General features: G+C 65.7%; 18 protein-coding genes, 1 other RNA gene and 1 pseudogene. 17 read left to right on the top strand and 3 right to left on the bottom strand.

What is annotated here, in order from left to right:
* The first annotated feature begins 92 nt into the window (after window positions 1-92).
* The 6 genes and pseudogenes from KWO_RS01345 (at window position 93) to KWO_RS01320 (ending at window position 7,241) form a co-directional block, all read left to right on the top strand.
* Window positions 93-1,638 (top strand): annotated as a pseudogene (locus KWO_RS01345) (adenosine deaminase family protein).
* 149 nt (window positions 1,639-1,787) lie between these two features.
* A complete protein-coding gene (locus tag KWO_RS01340; protein ID WP_017113258.1) occupies window positions 1,788-2,948 on the top strand; it encodes a nucleoside hydrolase in 1,161 nt (386 codons plus the stop codon).
* Between the two features lie 428 nt (window positions 2,949-3,376).
* On the top strand, window positions 3,377-4,837 hold the full coding sequence (locus KWO_RS01335) for an AtzE family amidohydrolase (protein WP_017113259.1): 1,461 nt from the start codon (window positions 3,377-3,379) through the stop codon (window positions 4,835-4,837).
* Entirely contained in the window at window positions 4,837-6,417 is a 1,581-nt protein-coding gene (locus KWO_RS01330; protein ID WP_010379938.1) for a gamma-glutamyltransferase family protein, read from the top strand. The genes KWO_RS01335 and KWO_RS01330 overlap by 1 nt, the downstream gene beginning before the upstream one ends.
* 226 nt (window positions 6,418-6,643) lie before the next feature.
* On the top strand, window positions 6,644-7,102 hold the full coding sequence (gene gvpU, locus KWO_RS01325) for a gas vesicle accessory protein GvpU (RefSeq protein WP_010370353.1): 459 nt from the start codon (window positions 6,644-6,646) through the stop codon (window positions 7,100-7,102).
* 62 nt (window positions 7,103-7,164) lie between these two features.
* Window positions 7,165-7,241: non-coding RNA, sX9 sRNA (locus tag KWO_RS01320), on the top strand.
* A gap of 46 nt (window positions 7,242-7,287) precedes the next feature.
* Here the strand turns inward: KWO_RS01320 and KWO_RS01315 are convergent.
* Window positions 7,288-9,792 (bottom strand): S9 family peptidase, encoded by a 2,505-nt coding sequence (locus tag KWO_RS01315; protein WP_017113260.1) that lies wholly within the window; start codon window positions 9,790-9,792, stop codon window positions 7,288-7,290.
* A gap of 622 nt (window positions 9,793-10,414) precedes the next feature.
* On the opposite strand from KWO_RS01315, the gene KWO_RS01310 reads away from it, so the two are divergent.
* The 10 genes from KWO_RS01310 to KWO_RS01265 all read left to right on the top strand — a co-directional run bounded on the left by KWO_RS01310 (window position 10,415) and on the right by KWO_RS01265 (window position 20,743).
* Window positions 10,415-11,635 (top strand): allantoate amidohydrolase, encoded by a 1,221-nt coding sequence (locus KWO_RS01310; protein ID WP_026113224.1) that lies wholly within the window; start codon window positions 10,415-10,417, stop codon window positions 11,633-11,635.
* On the top strand, window positions 11,625-12,881 hold the full coding sequence (locus KWO_RS01305; protein WP_010379922.1) for a pyridoxal-phosphate-dependent aminotransferase family protein: 1,257 nt from the start codon (window positions 11,625-11,627) through the stop codon (window positions 12,879-12,881). Before KWO_RS01310 ends, KWO_RS01305 begins: the two co-directional genes overlap by 11 nt.
* A complete protein-coding gene (gene puuE / locus KWO_RS01300; protein ID WP_010379920.1) occupies window positions 12,878-13,768 on the top strand; it encodes an allantoinase PuuE in 891 nt (296 codons plus the stop codon). The genes KWO_RS01305 and puuE overlap by 4 nt, the downstream gene beginning before the upstream one ends.
* Window positions 13,765-14,160: an oxalurate catabolism protein HpxZ gene (gene hpxZ / locus KWO_RS01295; protein WP_010379918.1), complete on the top strand. Its 396-nt coding sequence runs from the start codon at window positions 13,765-13,767 to the stop codon at window positions 14,158-14,160. Before puuE ends, hpxZ begins: the two co-directional genes overlap by 4 nt.
* The gene (uraD, locus tag KWO_RS01290; RefSeq protein ID WP_010370369.1) at window positions 14,157-14,648 is read left to right on the top strand and encodes a 2-oxo-4-hydroxy-4-carboxy-5-ureidoimidazoline decarboxylase; all 492 of its coding nucleotides are present in this window, start codon (window positions 14,157-14,159) and stop codon (window positions 14,646-14,648) included. Before hpxZ ends, uraD begins: the two co-directional genes overlap by 4 nt.
* The gene (gene hpyO / locus KWO_RS01285; RefSeq protein ID WP_010370372.1) at window positions 14,645-16,066 is read left to right on the top strand and encodes an FAD-dependent urate hydroxylase HpyO; all 1,422 of its coding nucleotides are present in this window, start codon (window positions 14,645-14,647) and stop codon (window positions 16,064-16,066) included. The genes uraD and hpyO overlap by 4 nt, the downstream gene beginning before the upstream one ends.
* Window positions 16,036-16,395, top strand: coding sequence for a hydroxyisourate hydrolase (gene uraH, locus KWO_RS01280; RefSeq protein WP_010379915.1), 360 nt, complete (start codon window positions 16,036-16,038; stop codon window positions 16,393-16,395). Before hpyO ends, uraH begins: the two co-directional genes overlap by 31 nt.
* Window positions 16,396-16,561: 166 nt before the next feature.
* A complete protein-coding gene (locus tag KWO_RS01275; RefSeq protein ID WP_010379913.1) occupies window positions 16,562-17,035 on the top strand; it encodes a YehS family protein in 474 nt (157 codons plus the stop codon).
* 420 nt (window positions 17,036-17,455) lie between these two features.
* Window positions 17,456-19,957, top strand: a complete 2,502-nt coding sequence (gene hrpB / locus KWO_RS01270; protein ID WP_026113225.1) for an ATP-dependent helicase HrpB — start codon at window positions 17,456-17,458, stop codon at window positions 19,955-19,957.
* A 354-nt stretch (window positions 19,958-20,311) separates the two neighbouring features.
* The gene (locus KWO_RS01265; RefSeq protein ID WP_010379909.1) at window positions 20,312-20,743 is read left to right on the top strand and encodes a hypothetical protein; all 432 of its coding nucleotides are present in this window, start codon (window positions 20,312-20,314) and stop codon (window positions 20,741-20,743) included.
* A 319-nt stretch (window positions 20,744-21,062) separates the two neighbouring features.
* On the opposite strand, the gene KWO_RS01260 is transcribed toward KWO_RS01265, so the two are convergent.
* The gene (locus tag KWO_RS01260) at window positions 21,063-21,635 is read right to left on the bottom strand and encodes a pseudouridine synthase (protein ID WP_010379907.1); all 573 of its coding nucleotides are present in this window, start codon (window positions 21,633-21,635) and stop codon (window positions 21,063-21,065) included.
* A 93-nt stretch (window positions 21,636-21,728) separates the two neighbouring features.
* Complete coding sequence (locus tag KWO_RS01255; protein WP_010379905.1) at window positions 21,729-22,583, bottom strand: class I SAM-dependent methyltransferase; 855 nt, start codon at window positions 22,581-22,583, stop codon at window positions 21,729-21,731.
* A gap of 233 nt (window positions 22,584-22,816) precedes the next feature.
* On the opposite strand from KWO_RS01255, the gene KWO_RS01250 reads away from it, so the two are divergent.
* Window positions 22,817-23,788: an aldo/keto reductase gene (locus KWO_RS01250; RefSeq protein WP_010379903.1), complete on the top strand. Its 972-nt coding sequence runs from the start codon at window positions 22,817-22,819 to the stop codon at window positions 23,786-23,788.
* The last annotated feature ends 4 nt before the right edge of the window (window positions 23,789-23,792 follow it).

Below are 23,792 nucleotides of genomic sequence, written 5' to 3'. Positions count from 1 at the left end.
CGAGCACGTGGCTGGCCGAGCGTCGCGCTGCCAGGCAAGCTACACCTTCATCGGCGCTCGCACGCCAACGCATCTCTTACCGAGCTTCCTGCATGCCCATTCTTCACCGCTGCCTGCTTCTGAGCATGTGCGCTTTCTTACCCATCGTCGCGCACGCACGGCCAGCGCTAGCGCCTGCGCAACAACGCGAAGAACATGTCGCGCAATTATTCCGTGATGCTGCCGCGCAGCCGGCGCAGTTACGCACCTGGCTACAGGCGATGCCGAAAGGCGGCGATCTGCACAACCATCTCTCTGGCTCGGTGTATGCCGAGGACTATCTGCAATGGGCCAGCGACGATGGTGCCTGCGTCCAACTGAGCGATCTGAGCTTGCGCGCGCCGCCCTGCGGTGCCGGCCAGGAACCGGCCAGCGGCCTGGCAGCGCGTAATGCCGCGCTGTATGGCCGGGTGGTGGATTCGCTGTCGATGCGCAAATTCCTGCCCAGCCCAGCGCAACCCACCGGGCACGATCAGTTCTTCAGCACCTTCGGCAAGTTCGATGCAGTGGTACGCACCCGCGTTGCCGACACCGTCGCCGCAGTGCTGGAGCAGGCCGCACGCGACCGCGTGCCGTACGTGGAAATCATCGCCAACCCACCGCAGATGGATCAGGCTCGCCAAGCGCATGCAAGCCTTGCAGTGGAAGGGCGATGACGACGCGGCCAATCTGCGCGCATTGCAGGCCGATTTGCCGCCGCTGGTGCAAGCCGCGCAGCGCGACCTCGCCGACATCGATGCCCAGATACGCCGTGTGCTGCATTGCGACCAGGCCGATGCTCGCCCCGGCTGCACGGTCGATTACCGCTATGTTCCCTACGTGTTGCGTGTGCTGCCGCAGCCGATGGTGTTTGGGCAGATGGCGCTAGCGCATGCGCTGATCGCTGCCGGCACTACCCGCGCAGTGGCGCTCAACATCGTCGCGCCGGAAGACAACCCGGTGGCATTGGCCGATTACGCGCGGCACATGGCGATGTTCCGCTTCTTCGCAACGCGCTACCCCGGTGTGCCGCTGTCGCTGCATGCCGGCGAGCTGACGTTGGGGCTGGTGCCGCCGGCGCAGCTGCGCTCGCATATCCGGCAGGCGCTGGATGCGGGTGCGCGCCGCATCGGTCATGGCGTGGATCTACCCTACGAAGAGGATGCCGATGCACTGCTGCAGCGCATGCGGCGCGAGCAGATTGCAGTGGAGATCAATCTCACCAGCAACGATGTGATCCTGGGCGTCAAAGGCGCCGCGCATCCGCTGGCGCTGTATCTGCGTGCCGGCGTACCGGTGGTGCTGTCCACCGATGATGCCGGCGTCTCGCGCGCGGACATGACCCACGAATACCAACGCGCGATGCAGGAACAAGGCATCGACTACCCCACCCTGAAACAACTCGCCCGCAATGGTCTGAGCTACAGCTTCCTGCCAGGTGCCAGCCTGTGGACTGCCGAAGGTGCCCCTGCATCGGCCTGCGCCACAGCAGTGCAGCGCGAGACGGATGACGCAACCTGCCGCGACTTCCGCAAGAGCAGCGAAAAGGCACGCCTGCAATGGCAGCTGGAAACCGACCTGGCGCAGTACGAGCGTACGTTGCTTGCGCAGCGTCGCTAGTGCAGATGCATATGACGTAGGAGCGCACTTGCGCGCGATGTGGCGTCGCCGGTAAATCCACCTTGCGCGCAAGCGCGCTCCTACAACTTCTCTGTGCCAACGTGTTTCATCATCGCCACGATGCACTCACCTTCGATCACCCGACATCAATGACCGCTTCTTCCTCCCCACATCCTAAGCGCCGCGTCATTCTCGAAGACGATATCGACGGCTTCACGCCCGCGCAGTTGCTGTTGTTGCAATCGCCCGACGTCGAGGTGCTGGGTATCAGTGCTGTCAGCGGCAACATCTGGCGCGATGCAGTGTTGGCGCACACCTGCCGCCTGCTGGAACTTGCCGGACACCCGCAGATTCCAGTGCTCCCCGGCCCGGTGCATCCGCTGCTCAACAGCGAGTTGGCCACCGAACGCTGGGAAGCGCTGTACGGCAAACTCGTCTGGAAAGGCGCGTGGACCAAACACTGGGTAGATGGCGACACCGTGCAGAGCGCGCCGCGTTATCACGCGCACGATGTGGTGCCCGATCTGGCCTTGGGTAATCCCAGTGTGGTGCGCGCCTCCGACGAGCCGGCCGCGTTATTCATGCTGCGCATGGTGCGCCAATACCCGGGCGAGGTAAGCATCATTGCCACCGGCCCGTTGACCAACCTGGCACTGGCGCAATCGCTGGACCCGGCCTTCGCCACGTTGACGCGCGAGCTGGTCTACATGGGCGGCAGCCTCAATCCCCGGCAACAGCGCAACAGCATCAGCGCACAGCAATTCGCGCGCGAATTCGTCAACTCGCCGCGCCGCGAATTCAATATCCGCTGGGACCCGGAAGCGGCCAGCATCGTCATGCGCGCCCCGTGGCGCCAAATCACCATGGTGCCGGTCGACCCATCCACCGCCACCGAACTCACTCCCGAATTGCTGGCACGCATGAGTGCGGCCGACACCACCATCGGCCACGCGCTACGCCGTCGCGAGCCGGGGTTTCCGATGTGGGACGAACTGGCCACCGCAGTGTGGCTGCACCCGGAGTTGGCAACGCACACCGAAAGGCTCTACGTCGACACCAACACCGCCTTCGATGCCGGGTATGGCGATATCTTGTCGTGGGCACCGGGGTATCAGCCCGGGCTGGGCGAACAGGCGCAGACGGTGGTGCATGCAGTGGATGTGCAGGCATTCGAGCAGCTGGTGATCGATCGCCTCACTGCCCCGCAACCGCCAGCGGTGGGATTGCCTTTACCCCTTCTCCCGTCGGGACCTCGGTCCCCTTTATGGGAAGAAGGTGCCCGAAGGGCGGATGAGTGTTCGGCGTGCTGATGACAGTGCTGCGCCGGTTGAGTAGCTTGTAAACGGCGCGGAGCAAATGCCTGACACATCTCCAACTCCCGAGGCACCCTCATCCCAACCCCCGCCCCGCGCCCCAACCCGCGTTTGCGACGCGAGCGCTCCAACGCACGCGTGCCAGTGGTGTGCAAGCCGTACCTTCTCGCCCCGGCGTGAGAAGGGCCCAACCCAAGCCTGAGACGAAACGAAGCGCCATGCCACTACCGCGTGGTTAGGTCGAACGCTAGAAGCTGCACATCCGCTGTCATTCCATTGCCTGCTCGTGCTTCAACGGCTTATACATTCGTCCCATCCGCCCCGCGTCAGGTTCTAAATCAGCAGCAGGCACAGTTGCGTTGCTTGCACACCGCGCAGGCAATACGAATCACCAATCCCAAATTCCGCTCTCCAACAGGTGACCCATGCAACTCCCAGCGCAGTGGCAGACCGGCGTCGATCGCAATACCGAAGTGCTGCGCGGGCACACGCAGCTGCTGGCCGCCTTCAACGCGCCGCCCGCGACCACCCGTGACGGCGGCGGCCCACGCGGCCAGATCGCTTCCATTGTCAGCACCACGCGCAGTCAGCCCACGCTGGCCGCGCGGCTGGCCACGCAGACGCTGACGCGCATCAACCAGGCCAACGACCGCCTGTGCGCCATCACCCGCCTGCTGCCAGCGCGTGCTGCGGCCGATGCCGCACGTGTGCAGGCCGCGCTCGCCGGTGGCAGCGACGGTGGCGCGTTGGCCGGCGTGCCATTCGTGGTCAAGGATTTGTTCGATGTCGCCGGGCAGGTCACCACCGCCGGTGCGGCGGTGCGCGCGCAGTGTGCGCCTGCCGCCCGCGATGCCGCGGTCGTGCAACGGCTCGGCGATGCTGGTGCGGTGCTGGTGGGCACTGCCAACATGGACGAATTCGCGTACGGCTTTGCCACTGTCAACGCGCATTACGGCACGACCACCAATCCGCACGATCACCAGCACCTGGCCGGTGGCTCATCGGGCGGCTCGGCTGCAGCAGTGGCCGCCGGGCTGGTGCCGTTCGCGCTCGGTTCGGACACCAACGGCTCGATCCGTGTGCCGGCTGCGCTGTGCGGTGTCTACGGCCTGCGCCCGACGCATGGCGCCGTGCCCGTGGATGGCGTGTTCCCGTTTGTCGATGCGCTGGATGTGGTGGGCCCCTTCGCCACGTCGGTTTCCGATTTGCGCCGCGTGTATGAAGTAATGTGCGGGCATGCACTGCCTTCGCGCACGACCGGCAACCTGCGCATCGCACGCCTGGGCGGCTGGTTTCAACGCAATCTCGATCCGGATCTCGATGCCGGGCTGGAGGCATTGCTCACCGCCTGCAACAGCACCACCACGATCGAACTACCGGAAGCAGAACGCGCGCGCGCAGCGGCCTTCGTCCTCACCGCCGCCGAAGGCGGACATCGGCACCGCAGCGCACTCCATACGCACGGCGCGCAATTCGACCCAGCCACGCGCGACCGCCTGCTCGCCGGCTTGCAGCTGCCCGCCAGTGCAGTGGCCGACGCGCAGCGCTTTGCACACTGGTTTGCCAATGCCATGCACGCGCTATGGGACGACGTCGATGTGCTCATCGCACCGGCTACGCCGTGCGTGGCGCCACGCATCGACCAGGACACCATCCAGATCGACGGCCTGCCGGTCTCTGCACGCGCCAATCTGGGCATCTTTACCCAACCGCTTGGGCTGGCCGCCTGCCCGGTGCTGGCCGCACCGTTGCCGCGCCCCGGGCGCCTACCGCTGGGCGTGCAACTGATTGCCGCGCCGGGTCGCGAAGACCGCGTGTTCGCCCTCGCCGCGCAACTCGAACGCGACGGCTTGCTCGCCTTCAGCCCGCCGCCGGAGCCACGCTGATGCTGCATACCCTGCGCGCGCGCCGCGGCATGGTGGTCGCCCCGCACCATCTCGCCGGCCAGGCCGGGCGGGATGTCTTGCGCGACGGTGGCAATGCCATCGAAGCCGCCGTCGCCACCGCCGCTTGCCTGGCAGTGGTGTACCCACACATGACCAGCATCGGCGGCGATGGCTTCTGGCTCATCCACGAACCCGATGGGCGCGTGCATGCCATCGACGCCTGCGGCCGCGCCGCACGAGCCGCAACACTGGATTTCTATCGCGGCCACAGCAGCATCCCGTGGCGCGGCCCCGGTGCGGCCAACACCGTGGCCGGCACCGTCTCCGGCTGGGCGCTTGCGCTGCAGCACGCCGGCTGCACGTTGCCCCTGCAACGGTTGTTGAGCGATGCGATCCATCACGCTAGTGCTGGCGTGCCGATGACGCTAGGCGGCGCGCAGATTGCTGCCAGCAAGAGTGCAGAGCTGCGTCCACAACCGGGCGCCTATGCCGAGATTTTCGAGCCGCGCGGCATCCCTCTGCACGAAGGCGCGCTGCTGCAGCAAGCGCAGCTCGCGCACACCTTGCAACGGCTCGCCGATGAAGGACTGGAGAGTTTTTATCGCGGTGCGCTTGCCCACGACATCGCTGCAGATCTGCACGCGCTCGGCAGCCCGCTCAGCGCTGACGATCTCGCCGCCCATCACGCCGAAGCCAGCGTGCCGCTCTCGGTCGCCATCCATGGCGCGCGTCTCTACAACCACGCACCGCCAACGCAGGGGCTGGCATCGCTGTTGATCCTTGCACTGTTTGATCGCTTGAAGGTGGAAGAAGCAGACAGCTACGCGCATCTGCATGGGCTCGTCGAAGCAAGCAAACAGGCCTTGCTGATCCGCGACGCGCACATCGGCGACCCTGCCTGGATGACGCTCGACGCGCAGGCGTTGCTCGACGACAGTGCTGCACTCAACGCGCTTGCCGCACGCATCGACATGACCACGGCCCTGCCCTGGCCGCAGCCTTCGCAAGCCGGCGACACCGTCTGGTTCGGCGCCATCGATGCGCATGGCCGCGCAGTCAGTTGTATCCAGTCCACCTACTTCGAATTCGGCTCCGGGCTGGTGCTGCCGCGCACCGGCATCACCTGGCAGAACCGCGGCTGCAGCTTCCGCCTCGCCCCCGATGGCTGGAACGCCCTCGCCTCCGGGCGCAAACCCTTCCACACCCTCAACCCGGCGCTGGCCACCTTCGACGACGGCCGCGTCATGGCCTACGGCACCATGGGCGGCGAAGGCCAACCGCAAACCCAGGCCGCCGTGTTCTCCCGCTACGCGCGCTTCGGCATGCCGCTGCAACAAGCGATCACCGCACCGCGCTGGCTGCTCGGCCGCACCTGGGGCGAAGACAGCACGTCATTGAAGCTGGAAAACCGTTTCGACCCAGCAGTGGTGCACGGCCTGCGCGAGGCTGGGCATGCGGTGGAACTGCACCCGGCTTATACCTCGGTGATGGGGCATGCCGGCGCGTTGGTGCGCGAGGTCGATGGCGTGATCAGCGGCGCAAGTGACCCGCGCTCCGATGGGGCGGTGGCGGGGTGGTGACCACGGCGCTCGTTTCGCGACTGCGGCGCCCACTACTATTCGCACCATGGCGCGCATCAGGATGAAAGCGTCCATGTGTCGCAAGGCGGCCGTGCCGGAGAGTCGGTAGCGAACCCAACCGCGGCAAACTTGGCGATCCGTGTGCCATGCTTAAGCACGCCAATGGCGAGCCAACCACATCTGCGTTACTGCTAACGCGTCGTTGAATCTACTCAGGGAGAGCAACATGACAGACCAAGATCAAAATCAACCGTCGCTGGAAGACGTCAAGCTGGCGTTCGATGGCCAGAGCGTGGATTGGTATCTGCAGAAGCTGGTCGGCATTGCCAACAACTCGGACGTGCAGTTCGGCGTCACGTTGTTTGTCGAAGGCGTCGTCATTTCCGGCCAACTGGTCAGCGGCAAGCGATATTTCGAGGCGTTTGCGCAGGAATTCTCTGCTGCCTACCCCGGCGATGCCGATGAAAAAGAAGATATCCGCCGCGCGTTTGCCAGCCACGCCAGCATCTACGACTCCGAAGACGATGCGCAGCAGAGCAGCACGCCGCCGCAGTTCATCCACCTGATCGAATCGCGTTGCTTCTCGCCCGGCGGCCAGCCACTGCCCAGCAACCGTGGGGTGCTGTGGCGCGGCAAGGTGAATGCTGTGTCCGGCTTTACCCTTGGGTCGCTGTCGGCAGACTAAGAGCAGGTAACAAAACGACTGCGCTCACCGCCAGGCGGGCGCGGCCGGTGCTCGGAATCGGCATGTACCACCCGTACGCTGCGATTCTGAGCGCGCCATCCACGCCCACCTGACGACCGCTCGCTACGGTTTGTTAGCCGGTCTAAGCCTGGCAAGGTCCGCCTTGGTGTGAGGTGCGCGTCATCTCACATCTTTGGCGTGCTGCCCTTCGCGCGCGGCGGTGCGTTTTTGACGTAACGGTCGAACCACTCCAGCATTTCAGCCACCAGGTCTTCGTTGGATTCGCGTGCGCTGTACCAGTGCGGTTCGAACGGCAGTAGCACCAGGCGTGCAGTGCCACCGTTGCCGCGAATGGCCTGAAACAAGCGCGGTGCCTGGGTGGTCTCGGTACCGGGGTTGGCATCGTCCATGCCATGCACGATCAACAACGGTTCGTTGATTTTATCGGCGTGGAAGAACGCCGATGCTTGCGCGTAAACGTCCGGTGCTGCCCAGAACGAACGACGCTCGTTCTGGAATCCGAATGGCGTCAAGGTCTTGTTGTAGCTGCCGCTGGTGGCGGCGCCTGCGCGAAACAGGTCTGTATGCGCCAATAGATTGGCCGTCATCAACGCGCCGTGGCTATGGCCGGTGACGCCGATGCGCTGACGGTCGACCACGCCCAACGCCACGGCCTTGTCCACCGCAGCGGTGGCGTCGTCCACCAACTGCTGCAGGTAGGTGTCGTAAGCGGTCTTGGGGTCGCCCACGATGGGGAATGCGGCATCGTCGATGATGGCGTAACCGGCCAACAGCAGCAGCTGGTAGTAATTGAGACGGGTGAAATCGCGCTCGCTGGCACCGCTGACCTGACCAGCCTTGGAGGGATCGGCATAGTCGAGCGGGTAGGCGTACAGGATGGCCGGCACGCGCGTGCCTTCCTTGTAGCCGGGCGGCGTGTACAGGGTGAACGACAAGTCCACACCGTCCTTGCGCTTGTAGCTCACCAGACGCTTCTTGATCTGCCGCACCAGCGGGGTTGGATCCGCGAAATGCGTCACCGGCGTGGCAGTGGACGCAAAGGCGGCTTCGCCCGCAGCCGGCGCCGGTAACGGTTCGCCCAAGGTCCGCAAGTACACATTGGGCGGGTCGGTCAGCGACTGATGCCAGGTCAGCAGGCGCGAGGTCTCGTCTTCTGCAAATCCGAAGAACACCTCGTCTACATTCGCGTCGCTGCGGAACAGCCGCTGGCTCTTGCCGGTGGCAAGCGTGTAGCGATCCAGGAATGGCCGGTCGCCCGCGGGCGAGGCACCTTGCCCGCTCAGGAACAGCGCACCTTGCGCCTCGCGCAGCACGGCTTGGCCGTTGGCGAGCACCCGCATCTCGGGCAGGCCGGGATCGGCATACAGATCGTCGGTGGACAGGTCGAACAACACCCGCCCCCCAGCGCTGAGGCGGTCGGTATCCACCAGCGTGGTCCGCCGCCAATGGCGGTTCTCGTCGTACTCGTCCAGCAAGGCTTGCCCGCCTTCGGCAAACCACGACAGGCCCGCATACCGCTGCTGCACGCGCGCAAGCTCGCGCGGTTTGGCGGTGAACGGTGCCGCCAGCGTCATCAACTTATCGCGTGCCGGCACGTTGGTTTTCCAGTCACCGCCGTCCAGCGCCTCGGCCCAGACCAGCGTGGCTGGTTGGTTGGCGCGCCAGGAATAAGCACGCGGGCCGCTCGGTACGCCCTGCACCGGCACCCGGTCCGCGACCGGCAGGTTGGCCAGCACACGCGCGTTGCCGTTGGCCAGATCCAGCACCGCTACATCGTGAGCAAACCGCGCATAGGTAGTGACGTAGGAATAGGGCTGCTTCAACCGTTCCACCAGCACGTGGCGGCCATCGGGCGCGCCATCCACATTGCTGTAGACCGCAGGTGTCCCGAGCTTGCGCTGACTGCCGGTTGCCGCATCCACCGTGAGCAGTTGCGCGGTGGCGTAATAGGTGAACAACGCCTCGTCCTCTGGGCTGGACAGCGTGTCGCGGGCTTCATAGGTACTGCTTTCACCCTTGCCCTGGATGGTTTCCTTGACCTCCGGGCCCGGCGGCACCGCCGCCTTGCGCGGTGCGGGGCCCAGATCCTGCGGTACCGTCTTCAACAGCAGGGTGTTGCTGCCGCCCAGCCATTGGATCTCGCCGCCAAGCACAGGATTGAGCTGCACACCGTCGATCTTGCGTACCTGCCCGGTGGCGACGTCTCCCACCCAGAGCTCGACACGGTCGGCCGCCATGTTGTTGAAGGCGAACCGACGCCCATCCGGCGACCACACCGGCAACGCCGGACAGGCACCGGCCGGCAAGCTCACCGCCGTCTGCTTGCCGCTGGCGATATCCACCAGGCTGAAGCCTTCCAGGCAGGAACGAATGCCGTATCCGTCGGACATATCGTGGCGGCTATGCGTGCGCGGCTCCACCCGCACGCCGGCGAGCTTGAGATAGGGCTCGGCCACCCGCGCGATCGGCGGGTACTGGGTGCGCTGCACCAGCAACAAGGTCCTGCCGGTAGGATCCGGCCGCGGCGATGGATTGAGCGGCGCGCGCATCACACTCAGCAGCGGCTCCGGTGGCTGCCGGTAACCACCCTCCGGCGTCCCTGCAAACGCAAGCACCGGCATCAGGCTGACGAGCACGAACAACGCTGTCCATCGGTGCGAGGCGATCATCGGTATATCTCGGCGGTGATCGCCGCAAGCTAGCACGCCTGGTTGCCCGCCAATTGCACGTGGACGCATCCCTGTCGCGACTTCCGCATTGCGGATGCGGACCCACAGCGTGCCGATGCCCCGAGCGTGCGCGAAAGAAATCAGTGATGGAGTTGGTAATCTTCATCGCATGCGTCTCCTGTGCGAGGTGCCCTGTTGGGCCATCGGAGGACCCTTGCGCTAGGCCCGCGCGTTCGCGGGAAGAGAAGACTGGCCGCGCTTGCCTCGTGGCGTCGGCAGCGGCGGCTGGCATGTGCGCATTCGATCAATCGACGTTCTGCAGAGCCGGCGATCGTGGTTGCGCCGGTGTGGGTGGCTAGCATGGACCAGCCTTGCACCATCGCCGTGCGATGCGTGGCCAGCGCATGCAGACGACGCGTTGCATTTTTTGCAGCGCCAGCCTGCGAAAATACTCTTTGATGTCGACAGGACCGGCTCCCTATAGTCGAAGCGTCACCTCTCCCGCCTGCTCCCCGGGCTGCTATTGAAAGCTCCGCGAGCCCCGTTGGTTCTGTCGATGCCCGCTGCCCTGCCCTCCCGCCAAGCCACCGCCGACCCCACCGCTCCTGGCGGTGCGCGTGCGGTGGCGCGCTGCGACGCGCTGGGCACTGCGCCTTATAGCGACAGCGACACCGGACTCTTCCGCGGCTGGCTTGGCCCTGCCCACCGCGCCACGGTGAAACAGGTCAGAGCCTGGATGGAAGCAGCCGGCATGCAGGTGCGCATCGACCCCCTGGGCAACCTGGTCGGCCATTTCGCAGGCACGCAACCAGACGCGCAGACGCTACTGATTGGAAGCCATCTGGACAGCGTGCGCGACGCCGGCCGCTACGACGGCCCGCTCGGCATCCTGCTCGGTATCGAATGCGTGGCCGCACTGCATGCGCATGGGCGCCGGCTGCCGTTCGCCATTGAGGTCATCGCTTTCGGCGACGAAGAAGGCTCGCGCTTTCCCGCGTCCATGTTCTGCAGCCGCGCGGTGGCCGGCACCCTCGACCCCTCCACGTTGGCGGTCTCCGATGCCGCCGGCATCACTGTGGCCGACGCGCTGGCTGAGTGGAATCTGGATATCGCCCACGTCCAGCACGCCACACGTAAACCCGGAAGCGTGCTGGCGTATCTGGAAACCCATATCGAACAAGGCCCGGTCTTGGAGGCCCAAGGACTACCGCTCGGCATCGTCAGCGCTATCGCCGCGCAGCGGCGCTTCGCACTGCGCTTGGACGGCCGCGCCGGGCATGCCGGTACCACCAGCATGGCATTGCGCCGCGATGCATTGAGCGCCGCGGCCGAAGCGCTGTTGGCCATTGAACGTATCGCACGCGCAGGCAGCAGCGATCTGGTCGCCACGGTCGGCAAGCTGCAGGTCGCACCCGGCGCCACCAATGTGGTGCCAGGCCGTGTGGACTGCACGCTGGACGTGCGCGCCGGCAGCGATGCAAGCCGCGATGCAGCCGTGCACCAGATCGAACAGGCGCTTGCGCAGATCGCCACGCACCGCGGCATCGCCATCGCCATCGAGCCGCTGCAAACACTGGCCGCAAGCCCCTGCGCGCCGGCACTGATCACGCGCCTGGAACACGCCGTCGCCGCACAAGGCATTGCACCGCGTCAGCTGGTCTCCGGTGCCGGCCACGATGCCATGGTGATGGCATCGCTGTGCCCCACCGCGATGTTGTTCGTGCGCTGCGCCGGCGGCATCAGCCATCATCCGGACGAACACGTCGACCCGGCCGATGCCGAACTCGCACTGGCGGTCATGCGCCACTTCATCGAACACCTGGGAGATCCCCTTGTCACCTGATCTGCGCCACCTGCACACCTTCGGCGAACTCGATCCACCGCAACGCCTGTTGATGGGCCCGGGCCCGGTCAATGCGCATCCGCGCGTGCTGCGCGCGATGGCAGCCGATCTGCTGGGCCAGTTCGATCCGGAAATGACCACCTACATGAACGAGGTGATGGCGCTGTACCGTCCATTGTTCGGCACCGACAACCGCTGGACGTTTCTGGTCGATGGCACCGCACGCGCCGGCATCGAAGCCGCGCTGGTGTCGCTGGTCAGCCCCGGCGACCGCGTGCTGGTGCTCAACTTCGGCCGCTTCGGCTTGTTGCTCGCCGAAATCCTGGGCCGCCTCGGCGCCGAGGTGCACACCGTGGACGCGCCGTGGGGCGAAGTGCTGCCGCTGAGCGCGATTGCCGAAGCGATCGAGCGCGTCGCGCCAAAACTGGTGGCCACCGTGCACGGCGACACCTCCACCACCATGGCGCAGCCGCTCGATGGCGTCGGCGCACTGTGCCGCGCAGCCGGCGCGCTGAGTTATGTGGACGCCACCGCCACCATCGGCGGCATGCCTATCGCCAGCGACCGCTGGCAGATGGATGTGGTCACCGCCGGCCTGCAGAAATGCCTGGGCGGGCCGTCCGGCTCGGCACCGATCACCGTCTCCGAACGCGCGGCCGAGGTGATCTTCGCGCGCCGCCATGTCGAACGCGGCATCGTGCGCGACGACATCCTCAACGGCAGCGGCCCGCGCATCGCCTCGAATTATTTCGACCTGGCGATGATCATGGATTACTGGTCGGACAAGCGCCTCAACCACCACACCGAAGCCACCACCATGCTATACGGCGCACGCGAGTGCGCACGCGTTGCCCTGCAGGAAGGCCTGGATGCACGCTTCGCGCGTCACGCGGCCGCCGGGCGTGCGGTCAGTGCCGGCATCCGGGCATTGGGGCTGGAGGTGTTCGGCGACGATGCGCATCGCATGACCAATGTCACCGGCGTAGTGATTCCACCCGGCATCGACAGCGATGCGGTGCGCCGGCGCATGCGCGAAGATTTCGAGATCGAAATCGGCACGGCATTCGGCCCGCTGCAAGGCAAGATCTGGCGCATCGGGGCGATGGGCTACAACGCCATGAAGCACAAGGTGCTGATCACCCTGGCCGCGCTGGAAGCGGTGCTGCGTGCCGAAGGCTACGCTTGCACGCAAGGCCTGGCAGTGGAAGCAGCACTGGCCGCATGGCACGCGGAAGCGCAGGCATGAACGCTGCGCGCGACCTGGTCGGCTATGGCGCCACGCCGCCTGCGGCGCAGTGGCCAGGCGGCGCGCGCATCGCGGTGCAGTTCGTCATCAATTACGAAGAAGGCGCGGAAAACTGCGTACTCAATGGCGATGCTGGTTCTGAGGCATTTCTCTCCGAAATGGTGGGTGCGCAATCGCAACCCGGCGCACGCGCCATGGCGATGGAAAGCCTGTACGAATACGGCAGCCGCGCCGGCTTCTGGCGGCTGCATTGCTTGTTCACCACACGCAATGTGCCGGTGACGGTGTTCGGTGTGGCGCAGGCATTGGCAGCCAATCCGGAAGCGGTAGCGGCGATGCAGGCGGCCGAGTGGGAAATCGCCAGCCATGGTCTGCGCTGGATCGACTACCAACACCTGGATGAGGCCACCGAGCGCGCGCATATTGCCGAGGCCATCGCCATGCATACGCGCGTCACCGGCAGCCGCCCGCTGGGCTGGTACCAGGGCCGCACCAGCCCCAACACCGCGCGCCTGATCGCCCAAGAAGGCGGCTTTGTCTACGACGCCGACAGCTATGCCGACGATGTGCCGTACTACGACAGCCGCCACGGCCGCGCGCAGTTGATCGTGCCGTACACGCTGGACGCCAACGATATGAAATTCGTCGCCTACAACGGCTTTGCCGATGGCGAACCATTCTTCCGCTATCTGCGCGACAGCTTCGAGCAACTGCGCAGCGAGGGCGGGCGCATGCTCTCGATCGGCTTGCATGGGCGCATCGTCGGCAAGCCGGCGCGTGCGGCGGCCCTGGCACGCTTTGTCGATCATGTGCTGGACAGCGGCGATGCCTGGATTGCGCGCCGCATCGATATCGCGCGCCATTGGCTACAGGTGCATCCCGCATGAACATTGCAGCCTCCGACATCGATTTGCCCGAGGTGATCGCGCAAGTGACGGCCGCGTTTCATGCCTATGAAGCAGCCCTGATGCGCGACGACATCGCGGCGATGGACGCGCTGTTCCATGCAGCGCCCAACACGGTGCGTGATGGCGTGGGCGAAGTGTTGTACGGCATCGATGCGATCCGCGCATTCCGCATCGGCCGCGGCGGCTCACCGCAGCGTCAGTTGACGCATGTGCAGGTGCACGGCTTTGGCCAAGACTTCGCCACCACGCACGCAGAATTCATGCGCGAGGACAGCAATGCACGTGGGCGGCAAAGTCAGAGCTGGGTGCGCTTTGCCGACGGCTGGAAAGTGGTGGCCGCGCACGTCTCACTGCAAGGAATGCACGCATGAGCGTTATCGACGACCGCATGCTGAACGATGCCGCCTTCGTGGCGCGTTATCGCGACCTGTTCGAGCACTCGCCGTGGGTGGTCGAGCGTGCGCTGCGGCGGCGGCCGTTCGCCGATGTGCATCGCGGCTTGATACAGGTGGTGCTGGACGCTTCGCAGGAAGATCAGGTCGCACTGATCCGCGCGCACCCCGAGCTGGCAGGCAAGGCCGCGATCGATCGCACGCTCACCGAAGCCTCCGCTGCAGAGCAGGCATCGGCAGGGCTCGACCGGCTCAGCGAAGACGAATTCAAGCGCTTCCACGCGCTCAATCAAGCCTACCGCCACCGTTTCGGATTTCCGTTCGTGATCTGCGTACGGCTGCATGACAAGGCCGGCATTCTCGCCGCGCTGGAGCAGCGGCTGGACGCATCACGCAAGGCAGAGATCGCCACCGCTATCGCCGAAATCGGCAAGATCGTTCACCTGCGCCTGGAGGCACTGCCATGAGCCTGGCCCAACTCGAACGCGCGCTCGCCCACGACCTGCAATGCCTGGCACACGGCGGCGATGCCTGGGTGCAACCGCGCGTGCATCCGGCCGGGCATGTGTATGACGTGATCATCGTCGGCGCCGGCCAGAGCGGCCTGGGTGCGGCGTTCGCGCTGCAACGCGAGCGCGTGCACAACGTGCTGGTGATCGACGAAAACCCGGCCGGGCAGGAAGGCCCGTGGGTAACCTACGCGCGCATGCAGACCTTGCGCACACCCAAGCACATCACCTCGATCGATCTGGGCGTGCCATCGCTCACCTTCCGCGCGTGGTGGGAGGCGCAGTACGGCAGTGCCGCGTGGGACGCGCTGGACAAAATTCCGCGCGCCCGCTGGATGGACTACCTGCGCTGGTATCGCACAACGCTGCGCTTGCCGGTGCGCAACGCCACCCAGTTGGTGCGCGTAGAACCGGACGTCGCGCCCGGCATCCATCGCCTGCATCTGGCGATGGGTGCGCCGCTGCTCACGCGCAAACTGATTCTGGCCACCGGCATCCAGGGCGGCGGCCAGTGGGTGGTGCCCGAGTGGATCAGCCGCACCCTGCCCCCGCAGCATTACGCACACACCTCCAGCCATATCGATTTCGCCGCGCTGGCCGGCAAGCGCGTGGGCATTCTCGGCGGCGGTGCCTCGGCGTTTGACAATGCGTGTTTTGCGCTGGAACAAGGCGTTGCCAGTGCGGAAGTATTCGTACGCCGCAATGAACTGCCGCGCATCAATCCCTTCCGGCACATGGAGCAGGCCGGCATCATTCCGCGCTTTTTGAGCCTGCCGGATGCGGACAAGTACCGGATGATGGCCAGCTTCTTCGCGCATAACCAACCTCCCACCAACGACACCTTTCAACGCGCCTGCGCGCATGCCGGTTTTGCGCTGCATCTGGGTGCGCCATGGCTGGACGTCGCCGAACGCGATGGCGACGTCATCGTCCGCACACCGCAGGGCGAACACCGTTTCGATTTTCTGGCAGTGGCCACTGGCCTGGTCACAGACCCGCAGCTGCGCCCGGAGCTGGCCGCGCTGTCCAGCCGCATCGCCTGCTGGGGCGACCGCTATCAGCCGCCGCCGGGCCAGGCCAACCCGGTGCTGGACGCGCATCCGTATCTTGGGCCGGGCTTCGAGCTGCTACCGCGCACGCCCGACGATGCCGCACTGCTGCATGGGCTGTTCGCGTTCAACTATTCGGCGCTGATCAACCACGGCCCCTCGGCCGCAGCGTTGTCAGGGCTAAAGATCGCACTGCCACGGCTTGCCCGCGCGGTGGCCGACCAACTGTTCCTGGACGACCGCCAGGCCATCGTCGAAACCTATCTGGCCTACGACCAGCCCGAATTCGTCGGCCAATGGCCGCAACCCGCCCAGGCGGTGGCATGAGCACCCTGTCCACGCATGTGCTGGACATCGCCAGCGGCCGCCCCGCTGCTGGCGTGGCGCTGCGCCTGTTCGCCGGCGACACGCTGCACTTCGAAGGCGTCACCAACCAGGACGGCCGCTGCCCGGACCTGGCCGCGCTCGCGCTGCAGCCCGGCCGCTACCGGCTGGAATTCGACGTCGCCCGCTATTGGCAGGCCACCGGCATGGCGCTGGCCGACCCGCCGTTTCTGGAACAGGTGCCGATCGCCTTCGGCATCGCCAGCGACGGCCACTATCACGTGCCATTGCTGCTCTCGCCGTACGGGTACTCCACCTATCGCGGCAGCTGAGCGCTGTCTAACGCGGCGCAGGCAGTGCGGGCCCTCCTGCCCGACGGTCCGTGCTTCCATCGCAACGCTGGCGCGAGTGACGCGCTGCGCCCAGTGTCAGGCCGGTTTCACTCAAGCCCCGTAGAATGACCGCTTTCCGGCGACAGGCCGGGGCACCGGAACGGTCATGATCCACAACGATGTACTGCGCAGCATCCGCTACATGCTCGACCTCAGCGACGACAAGGTGGTGGACATCACCCACCTGGCCGACCCCGAGTTCGCGCTCGACAAGCCGCAGGTACAGGCCTGGCTGAAGAAGGAAGACGAGCCGGGCTTCGAGCCTTGCACCGATGCCATGCTGGCGCGTTTTCTCGACGGCCTGGTGCTGCGATTCCGCGGCCGCGACGAGAGGCAGCCGGTGCGCCCGCTGGAAACCCGGGTCGGCAACAACCTGGTGCTGAAGAAGCTGCGCGTGGCTTTCGAACTGAAGGATGTCGACATGCACGCCATCTTCGCCAGCGCCGGCTTCCCGCTGTCCAAGCCGGAACTCTCCGCCCTGTTCCGCCAACCCGGCCACAAGAATTTCCGTCCCTGCGGCGACCAGCTGCTGCGCGCCTTCCTCAAGGGCCTGACATCCCGGATGCGCGAAGCCGGTTGATGTCCCGGTCGACGTCCTGTTGGTGAGATCGGCCTGACCCGGACGGTCTGATGACACCGCGATGCGGTGTCCTTGTTCTTCAAGAGACCGCCAGCAAGCTGTCTGGTGCGATGTCCTCGACCTCGTTGCGTTTGCAAGGCCCTTGGCGGCCCACGGTCGTGCGATACGCTGCAAGTACGTCCTTGCACGCACTTACGCGGTGAGCGGGCAGGATCAGTCGAGTTGGTCGATCCGCACCGTTTCAGCGCAGCAATGAGCAACAACCAAGCCGCGCGACCTTGCGGTTTCATTCTTCAGCAAAAACACCTGCAAATGTCCTTGCGCGGCGTCCTCGCTGATTGCGTGACCGTTGGCGGCATTGATGCCTCCAACGAGTCACATCGTCGCCGCAGCGTGCCGCAGCCCGTATCCTTCCCGCGCATGACCGACCCCGTTTTTCCAATTTCCCCATTGTTGCCGCAGATTCGCGACAGTCTCGCCGCGCATCCGCGACTGGTGTTGGAAGCGCCGCCTGGCGCCGGCAAGACCACCCAGGTGCCGTTGGCGCTGCTGGATGCACCGTGGCTGGCCGGCCGCAAGATCGTGATGCTGGAACCGCGCCGCGTGGCTGCCCGCAGCGCGGCGATGTTCATGGCGCGCCAGCTCGAAGAGCCGGTCGGTGAGACGGTGGGTTACCGCATCCGCTTCGAGAACAAGACCTCCGCGCGCACCCGCATTGAAGTCGTTACCGAAGGCATCCTGACCCGACTGATCCAGGACGACCCGATGCTGGAAAGCGTCGGCGTGCTGCTGTTCGACGAATTCCACGAACGCCATCTGGCCGGCGACCTGGGGTTGGCGCTGGCGCTGGATGTGCAGGCACAGGTACGCGAGGACCTACGCATCGTGGCGATGTCGGCCACGCTGGATGGCGAGCGCCTGGCCGGCTTTCTGGAGGCGCCACGGCTGAGCAGTGCCGGGCGCAGTTTCCCGGTGGAGATCGCGCACTTTCCCGCACGCCGCGACGAAGCGCTGGAGCCGCAGACGCGGCGTGCAGTGGAGCACGCGCTGGCGACGCATCCCGGCGACGTGCTGGTGTTTCTGCCCGGCCAACGCGAAATCGCGCGTGTGCACAGCGCGCTGCAGGATGTGCTGGACCCGGCGGTGCAGGTACTGCCGCTGCATGGCGAGCTGTCGGTGGAGGCGCAAAGCCAGGTGTTGCAGCCCGACCCGCAAGGCCGCCGCCGCGTGGTGCTGGCCACCAACGTGGCCGAATCGTCGGTCACCTTGCCCGGCGTGCGCGTGGTGATCGACAGCGGGCTCGCACGCGAGCCGCATTACGACCCCAACAGCGGCTTTTCGCGGCTGGATGTGACCACAATTGCGCAGGCCTCGGCCGACCAACGCGCCGGTCGCGCCGGGCGTGTCGCCAGCGGCTGGGCCTACCGGCTGTGGCCGCAATCGCAACGGCTGGAACCGCAGCGCCGCGCCGAAATTACCCAGGTGGAACTGGCCGGCCTGGCACTGGAATTGGCCGCCTGGGGCAGCACCGCGCTGCGCTTTGTCGATGCACCACCGAGCGGTGCGCTGGCCGCCGCGCACGAGTTGCTACAGCGGCTGGGCGCGCTCACTGCAGGCGGCGGCATCACTGCGCTCGGCCGGCGCATGCTCGCGCTGGGCACGCATCCACGCCTGGCCGCGATGTTGGCGCAGGCTGGCGAAGCGCCGCGTGTGGCACTGGCCTGCGACCTGGCCGCACTGCTGGAAGCACGGGACCCGTTGCGTCAGGGCGGCGACGGGCTGGCCGCGCGTTGGCGTGCGCTGGCGGCCTTCCGTCAGGGCCGCAGCGCAGCCGACGCCAATCGCGGCGGCCTGGCCGCGATCGACAGCGCCGCCAAGCAATGGCGACGCCGGTTGCGCTGCGACAGCGCCCCGCCGTCCAGCGTGGAAGCGCACGCACTCGGCGACCTGCTGTCGCATGCCTTCCCCGACCGTATTGCCGCACGCCACCCGGCCGACCCGCTGCGCTACCTGCTCGCCAATGGACGCAGCGCGCGCCTGTTCGACCACAGCGATCTGCGTGGCGAACCGTGGCTGGTCGCCAGCGAGTTGCGCTACGAAGCCAAGGACGCCCTGCTGCTGCGCGCCGCCCCGGTGGATGAAGCCTACCTGCGCCGCAGCCTGCCCGAGCGCTTCGTGCAGCAGGACGTGGTGCAATGGGACGCAGACAAGCGGGCCTTGGTCGCTCGTCGCCAATCCAGTTTCGACCACATCGTGCTCGACAGCCGCCCGGCCGGCCGCGTCGACCCGGCGCACGCCGCCGCCGCGCTGACCGACGCCGTGCGTCAGCTCGGCCTGGACGCCCTGCCGTGGACCGAAAATCTGCAGCAGTGGCGCGCACGCGTGCAGGCGCTGCGCACGTGGATGCCCGAACTCGCCTTGCCCGATCTCTCCGACACCGCGCTGCTGGCGACGCTGGATACCTGGCTGCGCCCGGCCTTCGCCGGCAAGACCCGCCTGGACGCACTGAACGAAGCCAGCCTGGGCGAAGCACTCAAGGCCGCCCTGCCATGGGAGCGCCGCCAGGCCATCGACCGCCACGCACCCACCCGCATCAGCGTGCCGTCGGGCATGGAGCGGCAGATCAACTACGCCCTCGACCATGCCGGCCAACCGCTACCGCCGGTGCTGGCAGTCAAACTGCAGGAACTGTTCGGCCTGGCCGAAACCCCGCGCATCGCCGACCGCCGCATCCCATTGACCCTGCACCTGCTCTCCCCCGGCGGACGCCCATTGCAGGTGACACAGGATTTGGAGAGTTTCTGGGCGAACACGTATCCGGACGTTAAAAAAGAGATGAAGGGGCGGTATCCGCGGCATCCGTGGCCTGACGATCCTTGGACAGCTGCAGCAACCCATCGGGCCAAACCTCGCGGGACCTGAGACGCACGGACCGGCGGCAGCGGGAGAGGACCCGGTGGCCCTGGTCTCCTGAACGAACCCCCTCTCACGGGGCGACAAGGCACTGCATGCGCACCGAAAGAGCGCGTGTTTTAGGAGCGCCCGCGTCGCTGGCGCGGGCCGGGGCGCGGAGCGGGGGTCGGGGCGAGTGTCCGGGGCGCAGGCTCGAGGGAATCCAAACTTGCGCTGCCTTTCCCTGCCCTTTTCAGCAGCGTTTGCACCAGTGCGCAGCGCCCTTCCTAACCGTAAGCCAAACGACACCCAGCCCCGCTAACGCCGCCTATACGCATCAGCGCACAGACTGCACAGCACGTACTCAGAAAGGAAACGCCTCCGATGAGCAAGCTGACTGTGATCACTGAACGCGCCCTGGAGCGTGCCCTGGAACTGGCCGGCACTGCAGGCGACCAGTTGCGTCATGCCGCGTCCAATGCGGGCGATCAGGCACGCAATGCTGGCAGCAGCCTGCGTCATTTCGGCCCGAGCGCGAGCGAATGGCTTAAGACCGGCGTCGCACTCGGTGCAGTGCGTAACGGTGGCAAGGCGGCCAGCAAGCTGGTCAAGCGCAACCCGGCCGTCACGGTTGCTGCAGCGGTCGCAGGCCTGGGCCTGATCGGCTACGCGGTGTACCGCAAGCGTCAGCGCGATCAGCAGGTGCTCGGCGGCAATGTGCATCGCCTGGATCGCGAACACGCCAGCAATGCCAACGCACGTCGTGCGGCTTACCAGCGTCGCGGTGCAGTGACGCCGAGCGACGGCATCGAATAAGCCAACGCTTTAAGCATTCTCCAACGCCACGGTCTTGCGCCGTGGCGTTGTCGTTTCTGATATGCGTGCAATTTGGTGCATTGATGTCGGCGACTGATATACCCGCTCTCCGTGTCGTCCGCATCATGCGATGACGCGCCGATCAAAATGGTCCGAGCAACCATCAGCCATGAGGCTCAAACGCAGCATGGTTTAGGTACAGAACCTCCACGGTCACGAGCACCGGCTATCTCGCGGTAATAAGGCAGCGATCGTTTTTGCTAGCCGCTAAAACGCCGCAGCGCAGTCCCGCGTTCGCCATACAAGCGATGGACACAACTCAGCGCCGACTGCGACTTGGCCGTGCGCTCGTCGTTTCTTCAACGCGCCACTGCCCGGGCGCAAGCGTGTCCAGCCGCCAATCGCCAATGGCGACACGCACCAACCGCAAGGTCGGCAAGCCCACCGCTGCCGTCATGCGCCGCACCTGACGGTTGCGGCCTTCAGTGATCTGCAGTTCCAGCCAGGCATCGGGCACAGTCTTGCGCACGCGCACCGGTGGATCGCGCGGCCACAGCTGCGGTACCGGATCGAGGCTGCGCACCTGTGCGGGAAGGGTCGGGCCGTCGTTGAGTACCACTCCATCGCGCAAGGCCTGCAGTTGCTCGGCTTGCGGCTCGCCTTCCACCTGCACCCAGTAGGTCTTGGGCTGTTTGTGGCGTGGGTCGGTGAGCCGATGCGCCAATGCGCCATCGTCGGTCAGCAACAACAAGCCTTCGCTGTCGTGGTCCAGGCGGCCTGCCGCATACACATCGGGCGGCAAGCCGAATTCGGCCAGCGTGCGCTTGGGCGGCTGCGAGCGGTCGCTGAATTGCGACAGCACGCCGTAGGGTTTGTTCAACAACACCAACATGCCAATCCTGTTGCGCGACGCGCTACCCAAGCCTCACGTATTTCAGACATCTGCATGCCGACACGCGCAACGCGCCGGCATGCAGGCCATGCCTCAGCGCTTGACGAACTTCAAGGTCATGCGGTCGCTTTCGCCGATCGCCTTGTACTTGGCATCATCGGCCTTGTCATGGCTGTTGCTCGGCGGCAGCGTCCACACACCGCCCGGGTAATCCTTGGTGTCGCGCGGGTTGGCGTTGACCTCGCTCTTGCCGACCAGCGTGAAACCGGCTGCCTCGGCCATCGCGATCACCTGCGCCTGGCCGACATAACCGCTCTTGTCGTCGGCCGGCACATCGGCCTTGGCGCGGTGTTCGACCACGCCGAGCACGCCGCCGGGCTTGAGCACCTTGTAGAAGCCGGCAAACATCGCCTCGGCATTGCCGGCCATGCGCCAGTTGTGCACGTTGCGGAAGGTCAGCACCAAGTCAGCGGAGTTGTCCACGCCGAAGGACGGCGACTTGGGTACATACGAGACGAACGAAGGCTTGCCATAGACCTCCGGCTTGGCCTGGAACTTCTTCTCCAGGTCATCGCGCGCGCGCTGTGCGTAATCGCGGCTACGGCCCTCGGGCGCCGACGCGGGGTCGACCACTGCCGCAACGTACTTGCCCTTCTCGCGCAGATACGGCGCCAGAATTTCCGAATACCAGCCGCCGCCCGGCGTGATCTCGATGACGGTCTGGGTGGGCTTGATGCCGAAGAACGCCAGCGTCTGGCCGGGGTGGCGGTACTGGTCGCGCTGCACGTACACACGGTCGCGCCAGTTGCCGTTGATGGTCGCCTGCAACGCGGTATCGGGCGCCGGCAACGTTGCGCTATCAGCAGGCTTTACAGCCATTGCCACAGGGATGCTCATCGCCATCACCACACTCATCACACATGCACAGGCCAGCTTGTTGCGGATCATCGCAACGCCCTCCTCCGGGAAAAAGTAGCGCGAGCCTAGCATGCGCTCCGGGGCCTGCCATGTGCCCGCGGTTGGGCAGCACAGGGCACGTTGTGGCGTGCGCTGTCGCCGACATGTTCAGATCCTGTGAGCTGCTGAGGACGATTGGCGGAACGCTGAATCCACACAGATGTCACACGCAACATCGGTACGCGTGACTATCCTGTGCGCAGTTCGAAACAGGAGCATCTACGATGTCCCAACCCCGCGCACTCGGCCGCTCCGGCCTGCAGGTTCAACCGATCGTCTTCGGCGGCAATGTGTTCGGCTGGAGCGCCGATGAGGCGACCTCGTTCGCGTTGCTCGACGCGTTTGTGGATGCCGGCTTCAATCTGATCGATACGGCCGATGCGTATTCTGGTTGGGTGCCCGGCAACCGTGGCGGCGAATCGGAAACCATCATTGGGCGCTGGCTTGCACGCAGCGGCAAGCGCGACAAAGTGCTGATCGCCACCAAGGTGGCCAAGTGGAGCGAGCATCCCGGTCTGTCGCCAGACAACATCGCCGCGGCGGTGGAAGATTCGTTGACGCGTCTGCAGACCGATGTGATCGATCTGTACCAGGCGCACGAAGACGATGAGTCAATTCCACTGGAAGCCACGTTGGCCGCATTCGGCCGGTTGATCGAACAAGGCAAAGTGCGTGCGATTGGCGCTTCCAACTACAGCGCTGCACGACTGCGCGATGCGCTGGATATTTCCGAGCAGTACAAGCTGCCGCGCTACGAAAGCCTGCAGCCGGAATACAACCTGTACGATCGCGCCGGTTACGAAGCAGAACTCGAACCGCTGGTGCGCGAGCGCGAGCTTGGCGTCATCAGTTACTACTCGCTGGCCAGCGGCTTTCTCACCGGCAAATATCGCAGCGCCGATGACGCCGGCAAGAGCAGCGCGCGTGGTGCGTCGGTGGTCAAGCAATACCTCAACCCGCGTGGCCTGCGCATCCTGCAGGCGCTGGACGATCTAGCTGTGACGCACAACGCCACACCTGCGCAAATCGCCCTGGCTTGGTTGATCGCACGCCCCAGTGTCACCGCACCAATCGTCAGCGCAACCAGCGTGGCCCAGCTGCACGATCTGCTGGCAGCCGCACACGTGTCGTTGAGTGCCGATCAGATTGCACAGCTCGACAGTGCCAGCGCGCCGGAGCCATCGGCAGCAGCGTGATGCA

This window comes from Xanthomonas vasicola pv. musacearum NCPPB 4379 (assembly GCF_000277895.2).
GTDB lineage: Bacteria > Pseudomonadota > Gammaproteobacteria > Xanthomonadales > Xanthomonadaceae > Xanthomonas > Xanthomonas vasicola.
This window is presented reverse-complemented; position numbering and strand designations above follow the sequence as displayed.

Excerpts from the sequence above, each read along its gene's own strand:
- KWO_RS01260 (WP_010379907.1), bottom strand. The coding sequence starts at position 21,635 with ATGTTGGTGTTGTTGAACAAACCCTACGGCGTGCTGTCGCAATTCAGC.
- KWO_RS01250 (WP_010379903.1), top strand. The coding sequence starts at position 22,817 with ATGTCCCAACCCCGCGCACTCGGCCGCTCCGGCCTGCAGGTTCAACCG.
- puuE (WP_010379920.1), top strand. The coding sequence starts at position 12,878 with ATGAACGCTGCGCGCGACCTGGTCGGCTATGGCGCCACGCCGCCTGCG.
- KWO_RS01330 (WP_010379938.1), top strand. The coding sequence starts at position 4,837 with ATGCTGCATACCCTGCGCGCGCGCCGCGGCATGGTGGTCGCCCCGCAC.
- KWO_RS01265 (WP_010379909.1), top strand. The coding sequence starts at position 20,312 with ATGAGCAAGCTGACTGTGATCACTGAACGCGCCCTGGAGCGTGCCCTG.
- uraH (WP_010379915.1), top strand. The coding sequence starts at position 16,036 with ATGGCCGCAACCCGCCCAGGCGGTGGCATGAGCACCCTGTCCACGCAT.
- KWO_RS01275 (WP_010379913.1), top strand. The coding sequence starts at position 16,562 with ATGATCCACAACGATGTACTGCGCAGCATCCGCTACATGCTCGACCTC.
- KWO_RS01315 (WP_017113260.1), bottom strand. The coding sequence starts at position 9,792 with ATGATCGCCTCGCACCGATGGACAGCGTTGTTCGTGCTCGTCAGCCTG.
- uraD (WP_010370369.1), top strand. The coding sequence starts at position 14,157 with ATGAGCGTTATCGACGACCGCATGCTGAACGATGCCGCCTTCGTGGCG.
- gvpU (WP_010370353.1), top strand. The coding sequence starts at position 6,644 with ATGACAGACCAAGATCAAAATCAACCGTCGCTGGAAGACGTCAAGCTG.
- hpyO (WP_010370372.1), top strand. The coding sequence starts at position 14,645 with ATGAGCCTGGCCCAACTCGAACGCGCGCTCGCCCACGACCTGCAATGC.
- KWO_RS01335 (WP_017113259.1), top strand. The coding sequence starts at position 3,377 with ATGCAACTCCCAGCGCAGTGGCAGACCGGCGTCGATCGCAATACCGAA.
- KWO_RS01255 (WP_010379905.1), bottom strand. The coding sequence starts at position 22,583 with ATGATCCGCAACAAGCTGGCCTGTGCATGTGTGATGAGTGTGGTGATG.
- hrpB (WP_026113225.1), top strand. The coding sequence starts at position 17,456 with ATGACCGACCCCGTTTTTCCAATTTCCCCATTGTTGCCGCAGATTCGC.
- hpxZ (WP_010379918.1), top strand. The coding sequence starts at position 13,765 with ATGAACATTGCAGCCTCCGACATCGATTTGCCCGAGGTGATCGCGCAA.
- KWO_RS01340 (WP_017113258.1), top strand. The coding sequence starts at position 1,788 with ATGACCGCTTCTTCCTCCCCACATCCTAAGCGCCGCGTCATTCTCGAA.